Raw genomic sequence first — 11,685 nt, 5'->3', positions numbered from 1 at the left:
CAGTTTATTTACCCTCCCGACTTGTATGCTTCTCTCCATAACCATAGCCATAACCGTAACGCTTGCCATAGCCATAATACTTGCCGTATTTACCATAACCATAATAATAGCCGTACTTCTTTTTCTGAAGATCCAAGCCGTTAATGGCGATACAGAGGTTAGGCAGTTTGTTGTTTTCCATAAGCTCATTGATCAAAGTAAACTCTGCCTTACGGGTATAATCGGCACGGCATACGTATACCGACAAATCAGCAGTACGCCCTATCAGCAAGGTATCAGTTACCATACCCACGGGGGCCGTATCCAGAATCACATAGTCAAAATTAGCCTTCAACGTTTCGATGGCTTTTTCCAAGCCGTCACGGGCCAATAATTCCGTTGGATTGGGAGGAACTGATCCGCCCGGAAGAATAAACAGATTCTCGTTTATATCGGAAGGCTGTACCAAATCCATCAGATTCTTTGTCGGATTGGTCAGAAACTGGGTAATACCATGTTCCTTTTGGGAAATATTAAAAACCTTATTCAAGCCAGGCTTACGAATGTCAAGACCAACTATCACAACTTTTTTACCTAATAAAGAAAGACTGATGGCCAAATTGGATGATACGAAAGACTTACCTTCACCACTGATGGTAGAAGTCACCAGAATCACATTTTTGCCATTTTCAAGCATAAACTGAAGATTGGTACGTACATTACGGAATGTCTCGCTCATCAGGTTATTATAATTCTCAAATACAGCTATAGAACCGGACTTTTCATCCGCCAACGGGATATCGCCAATAACAGGAAGAGAAGTTAATTTTTCAACATCAGCACGGCCCTCAATCTTGAATTTGGTCAATCCAATCAGATAAATAATACCTACCGGAAATCCTACTCCTAATACCAAGGCGGCAAGATAGACCATCATCCTCTTAGGAGAAACCGGATTGTCGTCAGCTAACGCTTCATCAATAATCTTGGCATTATTTGCTGTAGCTGCCAAAGTGATGGCATTCTCTTCACGTTTTTGAAGTAACATCAAATAAAGACCGGCCTTAATTTCCTGCTGCCGAGCGATACTTACGAACTGGCGTTCCTGGGTCGGAGCGTCATTAATGCGACGGGAATAGCGGTTCGCCTCACGGACAAGGTCTTCTTTGGTTATCTGCAATCCTTTCAATGTAGCATCCAGCGTAGCCTGTACATTGCTCCGCATCGCACGGATACTAGTATCCAAATTTATGATCGTCGGATTATTCTCGGTTGATGTACGGAGCAAGCGCTTTCTTTCAACCAACATTTCATTATATCTGTCTATTGCACCAGCTGATGCCGCATCCTGTAATCCAATATTACTTGGCAAGACCTCATATTCATTACCTTGCATATAGCGTTGCAAATCCATCACCAAATTGATTTGAGTCTGGTTTTCCACACGCTTCTTTTCATATTCAGCATTACCGGTTAAGGCTATTTGCGCCTCACTGCTCAAATCTGTAATTCCGGCACTACGCTTGAAGTTCTCCAAGTCTTGTTCGGTACTTCCAAGTTCCTTGGAAATAATGCCGATACGTTCGTCGATGAATTCTGCGGTTTTTTGGGCTACCTCATTCTTGTCATTATTGGCATTGATATTGTACATCTCAAGGAGTTTGTTGATGAAGTCCTTGCCACGCCGGGTATTTGAGTTCTTTAACGAAAGAACAGCTACAGAAGTAGTTTTTGATGTAGGGGCTATCGACAAGGACTGGATATATCCTTTGGCCACAGACATCGGCCGGTTTATAAAAGCTTTTATATGACGCTCTTTACTTTCCTCCTTAGCCTGATTGGTCGTCAATGTATCCTTGCTTTCAAAAAAGGCGACCGTCCCCTCATCGGTCGGAAAAACAGCAGGTAATTTATCGAATTGTTTCCGATACTCTTTGTCTTTCACTGTTATCAACGCATCCATCCCACCATTGGGAAATAAAGTCATCTCCACTTCCATTGGTGCAGACAGTTTTTCCGCCTCCTGTGGAGTCAAGCTCACCACTACGGGCGAGGTACGGTAAAGTTCCCTATTAGGAAACTCATCTTCATCCTTATAAGTCACAAACAGTCCCAGATTGTTGACCACTTCACGGGCAAGAGACTTTGATTTCAGCACCTCGATTTCATTGTCTACATTGTTCGACGAGGAAACGAAACCGTCCAGTCCCATCTTTTCCAGTTCGGAGGACATGCTTGCACCACCGCCTTTCTTGTCATCCTTGATCAAGACTGTAGCGGATATATTATAGACAGGAGTAGCCAGACGCAGGTAGCCCCATGCGCAGACGATACAGATTATTACAGAAACCACAAACCAAGGCCAATAGATCAGGTAACGGAAAAGGATTTCCTGAATATTCACCTGCTCTTCCGGTTGCTCACCCCGGTTCTCTCTTTTTTCCTCAATCATATCTATATTACTATTTGAAGATTGTTACTAATAAACTTGCCAATGATACCAGAATAGAAGTAGCGGAGAACCACAAGCTGGTACTGTTACCTATATCAGAGTTACGAGCTTTTGCTTTATTAGGAGTCACATAGACTATATCATTCTGCTGTAACCAATAATAAGGAGAAAGAATTGTCTCCGCCTTGTTTAAATCCAATGTTACAATTTCCTGTTTGCCATCAGCACCCTCACGAATCAGTTTCACATTGTCACGAACTCCCCAGACCGTCATGTCACCGGCCATGGCAAGAGCTTCCAACAAGTTGACTTTCTCATTGTTGATAGTAAATGTACCCGGACGGGCAACCTCACCTAATACAGAAATTTTATAGTTTACCATACGGACAGTAACTATCGGAGTCTCCTTTATGTAAGGTTTCAGTTTGTCTATTATCAGTTGTTCAGCTTCTCTTTTCGTCAATCCACCCACTTTCAATTCACCCAGAACAGGAAAATTGATCTTGCCTTCATTATCTACCAGATAAGGTTGTAAGACAGGCTGGGTAGTCAATTGGGTGCTGGCAGTAGCCGCATTAGCAGGAGTTGCCACCGTCAAGTTGAACGGAACTGCAAGTTCCGGACTAGTACATGAGACTACGATAGTAAGTAAGTCTTTAGGCATTATCTTGGCATCATATAAATTTTCCTGTTGATTGGTGTCCTTTACAACTCCCGCATCCTGCAAATAAGGTACTTTCTTATAGGACTGGCAGGAAGCAAACAGAAATACCGCTATCAGACAGGAAAACAAACTTCCATACAAGCTTCGTACATTCAAATGCGTGCGCAATGATTTATTCATATTAAATGATAATTTATTTATAGAATCTTTTGTTGATTATTCCCTATTTATTCTTTATCCAGTACTTCAAATCGCGGAGAATTTTTTGATTTGAACTCCGGAACTATTTTCTTCATCAACCGCACGGTATCCATGATCTTTACCGCACGCGACAACCTTTCAAACTCTGCATAAGTATCAAGAATATCAGCATATTCATACCGACGAACTTTGGCGATCATGATTTTCTTATTCTCTGTTGGGATCGTATTTTCTTTATCGCTCAATACCTCTTCATAAAGCTTCTCACCCGGACGTAATCCCGTGAATTCTATTTTGATGTCTTCACCCGGACGATAGCCAGCCAATTCGATCATACGAGTCGCTAGATCAACGATCTTGACTGCTTTTCCCATCTCAAAAACAAAGATCTCATTGCCCTCACCCATTGTGGCGGCCTCCATTACCAAACGGCAAGCTTCGGGAATGGTCATGAAGAAACGAATAATATCAGGGTGAGTAACAGTCACCGGCCCACCATTCTCTATCTGTTCTTTAAAACGAGGAATGACAGAACCGTTACTACCCAATACATTACCAAAGCGGGTGGTGATAAATTTTGTATGACCTTTCACTTTTCCTTCACGGATAGCGCATCCCAGACTTTGAACATAGATTTCTGCCAAACGTTTGGAACAGCCCATTACATTAGTAGGATTTACAGCTTTATCCGTAGACACCATAATCATCTTTTCAGCACCATATTCCACAGCCATATCAGCCACCTGACGAGAACCGGTCACATTGACAAGTACAGCCTCACAAGGATTTTCTTCCATCAATGGTACATGTTTATAAGCGGCGGCATGAAAGACGATTTGAGGATGATACAATTCGAATACCATACGAACGCGTTCCTTCACACGCACATCACCAATCACCGGAACAAAATCTATATTTGGATATTTTTTCTCAAACTCAAGACGGACATTATGCAAAGGTGTTTCTGCAGAGTCGAACATGATAAGTTTCTGAATTCCCATCTGCACTAATTGACGGCAAAGTTCACTACCAATACTGCCTGCCGCACCAGTCACCAACACCACTTTTCCCCTGAATTCTTCTGCAACCTGACGAAGGTTGATATTAATTTCGGCACGGCCCAACAAATCCTCAATCTTAATAGGACGTACCCACTGATGAAAGTTTCCATCAGAATCCGCTTCACTGATAGTAGGAGCTATCAATGTTTTAAGTTCATTGTTTTTACAATATTCCAGAAGTCGTTTTTCTTCCAGGCGGGTATCTTCATAACGGGCAAACAGAATCCCCTTAATTCCGCGCTTCCGCATGATATAATCAACATCCGATTCATTTTCAAAGTAATAAACGGGAAGATCTGCCAATCGGCGTCGGCTGTTATTTTTACCATATACATAAAAACCGGCTACTTTATAATGTGCACTATCCCTAAGACGTAACTTCAAGGCTACACTCTCTTCATTAGTACCATAAATAAGAATACGTGTGTTCTTTTTATTCACCCAATCCAATAAAAAATCATAGACGATTATCAATGATACACGGAAGGTCGTCAAGATCACTAAAGTCAATAAACCATCAAATAGAAGATAGGATATTTTATAATTATATGGCAATTGGGTCTCATATATAACTCCAAAAGAAATAATGACCAAACAGGCAATTTTAAATAAAACGGCACACATGATACGCCAAAGTTCACGTGCCTGTGAGAAACGAATTGTATTACGATAAGTATGGAATAATAAAGAGCCCGCAACACTTGCCACCAAAGAAACGCAAGCAAATTTACAGAGCATCCAGTCGGTCATTGGAACATGCGCCATATAATGAATTACCGCATAAGCGACCAACGAACATGATACAGAAATTGCCGTGTCAATACCTAAAATAACCCAATAACTGAAATAATTTTTGCGGACATATTGCACTATGTCCTTCAATGTTTTTTCCATTATAGTATAAATGAATAAAATAATATTTCGAAATTTGATTTATCTGATTGATTATGATCAGTACAAGGACTATGACTACGATTTCCATGTTGGTGTAGCCCAACAGAGAATCCCTTCATCTTTCGATACGTACATACATTTCTACACTATATCTTTTGTAAAGATATAATTCATAATACTTTATGGATTTTTATTTTTGAGAGAGGTCATCGATAAATATATCCACTGTTTGGTTACCGATGTCAGATAGACTGCCTGCTATTTTACAGACTTTCATTACATTTTTGCAGTAAAATCCCCATACCCCTATAAAATAGATTGATTACTCAATCACGTAAATCCCCATTTTCAGATACCGGCTCTACACACCCAGCCGGTATATCTACACATGCACACCCTAACATTGTCAATCGAACAGCAACTTTCGATTTCCCATTCACATGTACTAATTCCCCTTCCAATCCTGCCAATGGTCCCTTGATTACCCGTATTTTCTCTCCCGGAGCCAATGGCGATGTACTCATGCTAATCGTCTCATCCGAGTAGTCGAGCATAAACTTAAATCGCAACATTTGTTGATCAGGAATAACAGCCGGAGTACTCTCCCCACGTAATACCATGTAACGGCTGATAGAAGATAAAGTCAGGACTTCTTTTTGTTCTTGCAGATCAACGTGAACGAAAATCATCATCGGAAGCAGTACCCGGTCGACAATTTTACGGCGGTCGCTCCATTGATGAACTTCTTGTTGAATTGGAAGGAAATTTTCGATCCCCATTTTCGTAAGCCGCTCACCCGTTTTTTTCTCGTGACAAATACGTACGATTGCCACCAACCAACGTTTTGAGCGCGCTACGCTGCTGCCAATCACATCTGTTGGCAGAAGATTTCGATCGTCATTTTTCTTAATGATCATGTATTTTTACCCCTCATTTTTCCATACCCCTTAGGCAATGGATTGAATTCGGTGACAAAGATAGATAAAATTATAAATAGTAAACAAGAAAAAACGCTTTCTTTTTTTACACACAAATAGAAATATACAGTTAAGACTATCTTGGACGTGAAAAATCCGCTATCACATTGGTTCTATTTTACCACCCATATTTTATACAACATCCCTAAACAAATCAGGCGCAGAATTTCCGCGCCTGATCTCTATTTCTTACTTACCACTTATAATTGATACCGAAGCTAAGCAATTCTTTCAACTGAAAAAAGCTATCTCCTTCAGTCGGTTTCGAGCTATCGTCAAAACGGGTATGTATATAGAGCTTGGTAGAAAGATAACGGTTCAAAACGAAGTTGAATGTATTTTCCCATTCTACACGTGCCCAATGATAGTTGGTCAGATAATTGAGACGAGACTCTAAAGTTACTGCAGAGATGATGGTCCAGCTCAATGTGGATTGCAACTGGGAACCAAAGTCGTTTTTAGAGCATTTTCCTTTGTCTAAGCCAAACTTTGTTTCGTCTACTTCAGAATTACCGATATAACGCAAGTTATAAGTCAACGGCGCCATAAACACAGAAAGATTAAATTTCTTCTTACTCAATTTATAATCCATACCGACACTGACCGCCAAATCTGCCGGAGACATGAAAGATGAAACCAATTCTTCGCTGTTAGCTTTATATCCGTTGAAAAACTGTGTCTTAAACTCGGACGAAATGGTATAATACCAATTCTTGAAAGCTCTCAAACCTAATTTATTATACAAACGAAATTGGTCTGTATTGAACAGATATTTATGGTATTCATCTGACGGAGTGGAAGTCATACCTACTTTAGCTTCCAGCTGGTTCTCAAACAGCACCTTTTCATTGTCATTATAGTTGGCAAAAATCTGAAAAGTGGCTAATCCGGAGAAGTTACTTTCACCTCCCTTATACCAGTTATCCGAAAGGTGGTTCTGACTGATCTGCAACGATCCGTTACCTCCGGTCACCCACCAGTTCGGCCGACTAATCTTCATATTGGCTTTCCCTACATTATCATCCATATTTTCCGGTTGAAACAGATGAATAACGTTTGCTTTGGGAGATATTTTCGGCTTCACATCGTGACGGAATACATCACGACTCATGATGCGGTCTTCTGTAGTGACAACCAAGTTCGGACGTTCCAAATAAAGATCCATCAATGCACTGTTCACTATTTTCTCGGCACGCTGGGTTTTGGTAAATGCCAGGGTATCATAAGGCAGAAGTTCCGCTGTCAGTTGAGGAGTGGTGTCCCATTGCATAGGCTTCCATTCCAATTTCGAATATTGTGCCATCGGAGCATAATAATATGCCAATGGTGTGAACAGACGAAAATAATCGGGATCAGACGGAATATAACGTGGCGGCACAGACAGGTCGTTCAAATAATCTAATTGCGCGACATACTTATTATATAAATAAGAAACGGTATCCAGTTTCGGAGTCGGCCCCGACATATTCAGTTTAAGCATCAAATATTTCTGAAGCTCCGCCGAAAGCGTATCTGCTTTCACAACTCTGGCTTTTGCCACAACTGTTGAAGATTTAACCGTTTTGGCAGGTTTAATCGCTTCAGGAGCAGGCTGCAGAGAGTCAGTCGGAAGTGGAGAGGGATCGACAGATTCCTGTGCAAAAAGCGATAACGATAAGATTGACAGAATAAACGCTGAACATAAAGTAGTAATTCTCATCATATTTGTCTATGGTTTAGAGTGCAAAGCTACATTATTTTGTTCAGAAATCATAGGATTCTTTTAAAATTGCATTTTTTAATAAAATTGTGGAGACGAAAGACTGTAATCTTCCTCTTTTTTTTATAATTTTGCGGTTTTTAAGTTCGTAAGAATACTACTAAGTAAACAATTATTAAAACAGTTATAGCTGTGGGAGAAACAAAGTATATTTTCGTCACCGGTGGTGTTGCCTCTTCTTTAGGAAAAGGGATCATCTCATCATCCATCGGTAAGTTGCTGCAAGCAAGAGGTTATAATGTAACCATCCAGAAGTTTGACCCGTATATCAACATCGACCCGGGAACATTGAACCCTTATGAGCACGGAGAGTGCTATGTAACCGTAGACGGACACGAAGCCGACCTCGACTTGGGACACTATGAGCGATTCCTGGGTATACAAACGACAAAGGCGAACAACATTACTACGGGACGTATCTACAAGAGCGTCATTGACAAGGAACGTCGTGGAGATTATCTGGGTAAAACGATCCAGGTGATTCCTCACATCACAGACGAGATCAAACGGAATGTAAAACTGCTTGGTAATAAATACAAGTTTGATTTTGTGATTACTGAAATCGGTGGTACGGTAGGTGACATTGAATCACTCCCCTACCTCGAAAGTATCCGTCAGTTGAAATGGGAACTCGGTAAGAACGCTCTTTGCGTACACTTGACCTATGTGCCTTATCTTGCTGCTGCCGGAGAATTGAAAACAAAACCGACGCAACATTCTGTAAAGGAACTCCAAAGTGTGGGTATTCAGCCGGATGTACTGGTACTGCGTGCCGAGCATCCGCTAAGTGACGGACTGCGTAAGAAAGTGGCACAATTCTGTAATGTAGACGATAAAGCCGTTGTGCAATCTATTGATGCGGAAACAATTTACGAAGTACCTATCCTGATGCAAGCGCAAGGGCTGGACAGCACTATCCTCGAAAAGATGGGACTGCCGGTAGGAGAAACTCCGGGACTCGGTCCATGGCGTAAATTCCTGGAACGTCGTCACGCTGCAGAGACTAAAGAACCGATCAATATTGCACTGGTTGGAAAATACGATTTGCAGGATGCTTACAAATCTATCCGTGAAGCTTTATCGCAAGCGGGTACTTACAATGACCGCAAAGTGGAAGTTCATTTCGTAAACAGCGAGAAACTGACAGATGAGAATGTAGCTGAAGCTTTGAAAGGTATGGCGGGCGTAATGATTGGTCCGGGATTCGGTCAACGGGGTATCGACGGCAAGTTTGTCGCTATCAAATATACACGTACACATGACATTCCGACTTTCGGTATTTGTCTGGGTATGCAATGTATTGCTATTGAGTTTGCACGCAACGTACTAGGATACGCAGATGCCAACTCACGTGAAATGGATGAAAAGACTCCGCACAACGTGATTGATATCATGGAAGAGCAGAAAGCAATCACCAATATGGGTGGTACGATGCGTCTGGGTGCTTACGAATGTGTATTGCAGAAAGGTTCGAAAGCATATCAGGCTTACGGACAGGAACATATTCAGGAACGTCACCGCCATCGCTATGAGTTCAACAATGATTATAAAGACCGATATGAAGCTGCCGGCATGAAATGTGTAGGTATCAACCCGGAATCGGATCTGGTAGAAATCGTTGAAATCCCGACTTTGAAATGGTTTGTCGGCACACAGTTCCATCCGGAATATGGCAGTACGGTACTGAACCCTCATCCGTTGTTCGTTGCATTTGTGAAAGCTGCCATCGAAAACGAAAAAGCAACGGTGAACGGCTAACGCGATACGTGGTAAACAACCGGTAGTTTGTAATTTATATAATTTGTAATTAAAATAAGAATGGATAAAAACACCATCACAGGTCTCGTTCTGATAGGTATATTATTGGTAGGATTCAGTTTTTTGAGCCGTCCAAGCGAGGAACAGATAGCTGCGCAAAAAAAATACTACGATTCTATTGCCGTGGTACAGCAGCAGGAGGAAGCGTTGAAGGCTAAAACGGAAGCTGCACTGGCTAACAGTCAAAAAGAGGTGGCATCGGCTGCCGATTCTTCTGCTTTGTTTTTCAATGCCTTGCATGGAACCGACTCTAAAATCAGCATCCAGAATAATGTAGCGGAAATCACTTTCACAACCAAAGGCGGACGTGTCTATTCAGCCATGCTGAAAGATTATATGGCACAAGACAAAAAGACGCCGGTCATGTTGTTCGACGGTGACGATGCTTCGATGAACTTCAACTTTTACAACAAGGCAGGAGCCATCCAGACCAAAGATTATTTCTTTGAAGCTGTGAACAAGACGGACAGTAGTGTTACAATGCGTCTGGCTGCGGATAGCGCAAGCTATATCGATTTCATCTATACGCTGAAACCGGATAGCTACCTGATGAACTTTGAAATCAAAGCGACAGGCATGGAAGACAAGTTGGCTAGTACTAAGTATGTGGACATCGACTGGTCACAACGTGCCCGCCAACTGGAAAAAGGATTCACTTATGAGAATCGTCTGTCGGAACTGACTTATAAAGTAACAGGTGACAATGTAGACAACTTGTCTGCTGCCAAAGATGACAGTCAGGATTTGCCGGGACGCATTGATTGGGTAGCTTTCAAGAATCAGTTCTTCTCGTCTGTATTTATCGCTGAACAGGATTTCGACAAGGTTTCCGTTAAGTCAAAAATGGAACAACAGGGAAGCGGATATATCAAAGATTATTCTGCTGAAATGAATACTTTCTTTGATCCGTCAGGCAAAGAACCGACAGAGATGTACTTCTACTTCGGTCCGAACCACTTCAAGACGCTGAAAGCGCTGGATAAAGGACGTGACGAGAAATGGGAGCTTCACCGACTGGTTTACCTGGGTTGGCCGCTGATTCGCTGGATTAACCAGTTTATCACGATCAACGTATTCGACTGGTTGTCCGGCTGGGGATTGAGCATGGGTATCGTTCTGTTGATTCTGACTATTATGGTGAAAGTGCTGGTTTATCCGGCTACCTGGAAAACGTACATGTCTTCTGCCAAGATGCGTGTATTGAAACCGAAAATTGATGAAATCAACAAGAAATATCCCAAGCAGGAAGATGCAATGAAGAAACAGCAGGAGGTGATGAGCCTTTACAGCCAATACGGGGTAAGCCCGATGGGTGGCTGTCTGCCGATGTTATTGCAGTTCCCTATCCTGATGGCTTTGTTTATGTTCGTGCCGAGTGCTATCGAACTGCGTCAACAGAGTTTCTTGTGGGCGGACGACCTTTCTACTTATGACGCTATCATCACATTCCCGTTCCATATCCCGTTCCTTGGCAATCACCTTAGCTTGTTCTGCTTGCTGATGACGTTGACAAACATCTTGAACACAAAGTACACAATGTCTATGCAGGATACCGGAGCGCAGCCACAAATGGCGGCTATGAAATGGATGATGTATCTGATGCCGATTATGTTCTTGTTCGTCTTGAACGATTATCCGTCAGGTTTGAACTATTACTACTTCGTGTCAACGCTGATTAGTGTGGGTACTATGATTCTGCTTCGTAGAACGACTGACGAAACTAAATTGTTGGCTATTCTTGAAGCGAAAAAGAAAGACCCGAAACAAATGAAAAAGACCGGATTTGCTGCTCGCCTGGAGGCGATGCAAAAGCAACAAGAGCAATTGCAGCAGCAAAGACAGAATAAAAAATAAGGAGTAATTCCTGAATCATATTCTAA

Annotated in this window: 7 protein-coding genes; 2 read left to right on the top strand and 5 right to left on the bottom strand. The window is 41.9% G+C overall.

Translation table 11 applies throughout. From position 1 onward, the window contains the following. Positions 1-4 precede the first annotated feature (4 nt). The 5 genes from N5O98_RS04380 to N5O98_RS04360 form a co-directional block, all read right to left on the bottom strand. Complete coding sequence (locus N5O98_RS04380) at positions 5-2,431, bottom strand: GumC family protein (protein ID WP_008776619.1); 2,427 nt, start codon at positions 2,429-2,431, stop codon at positions 5-7. Positions 2,432-2,441: 10 nt separating this feature from the next. Beyond that, complete coding sequence (locus N5O98_RS04375; RefSeq protein WP_004303599.1) at positions 2,442-3,275, bottom strand: polysaccharide biosynthesis/export family protein; 834 nt, start codon at positions 3,273-3,275, stop codon at positions 2,442-2,444. A 47-nt stretch (positions 3,276-3,322) separates the two neighbouring features. Further along, positions 3,323-5,251, bottom strand: coding sequence for a polysaccharide biosynthesis protein (locus N5O98_RS04370; RefSeq protein ID WP_118161023.1), 1,929 nt, complete (start codon positions 5,249-5,251; stop codon positions 3,323-3,325). Positions 5,252-5,577: 326 nt separating this feature from the next. Continuing rightward, positions 5,578-6,168: a UpxY family transcription antiterminator gene (locus tag N5O98_RS04365; RefSeq protein ID WP_004299971.1), complete on the bottom strand. Its 591-nt coding sequence runs from the start codon at positions 6,166-6,168 to the stop codon at positions 5,578-5,580. A 253-nt stretch (positions 6,169-6,421) separates the two neighbouring features. Then, positions 6,422-7,930, bottom strand: coding sequence for a DUF3078 domain-containing protein (locus N5O98_RS04360; RefSeq protein WP_032849619.1), 1,509 nt, complete (start codon positions 7,928-7,930; stop codon positions 6,422-6,424). 189 nt (positions 7,931-8,119) lie between these two features. On the opposite strand from N5O98_RS04360, the gene N5O98_RS04355 reads away from it, so the two are divergent. Then, positions 8,120-9,745 carry a CTP synthase gene (locus N5O98_RS04355; RefSeq protein ID WP_004299973.1) on the top strand — a complete coding sequence of 542 codons (1,626 nt, stop codon included), beginning with the start codon at positions 8,120-8,122 and terminating at the stop codon, positions 9,743-9,745. A 60-nt stretch (positions 9,746-9,805) separates the two neighbouring features. Beyond that, positions 9,806-11,659, top strand: coding sequence for a membrane protein insertase YidC (yidC, locus tag N5O98_RS04350; RefSeq protein ID WP_008643796.1), 1,854 nt, complete (start codon positions 9,806-9,808; stop codon positions 11,657-11,659). Positions 11,660-11,685: the final 26 nt, after the last annotated feature.

Source organism: Bacteroides sp. LFL-34, assembly GCF_027257075.1.
Taxonomy (GTDB): domain Bacteria; phylum Bacteroidota; class Bacteroidia; order Bacteroidales; family Bacteroidaceae; genus Bacteroides; species Bacteroides ovatus.
This window is presented reverse-complemented; position numbering and strand designations above follow the sequence as displayed.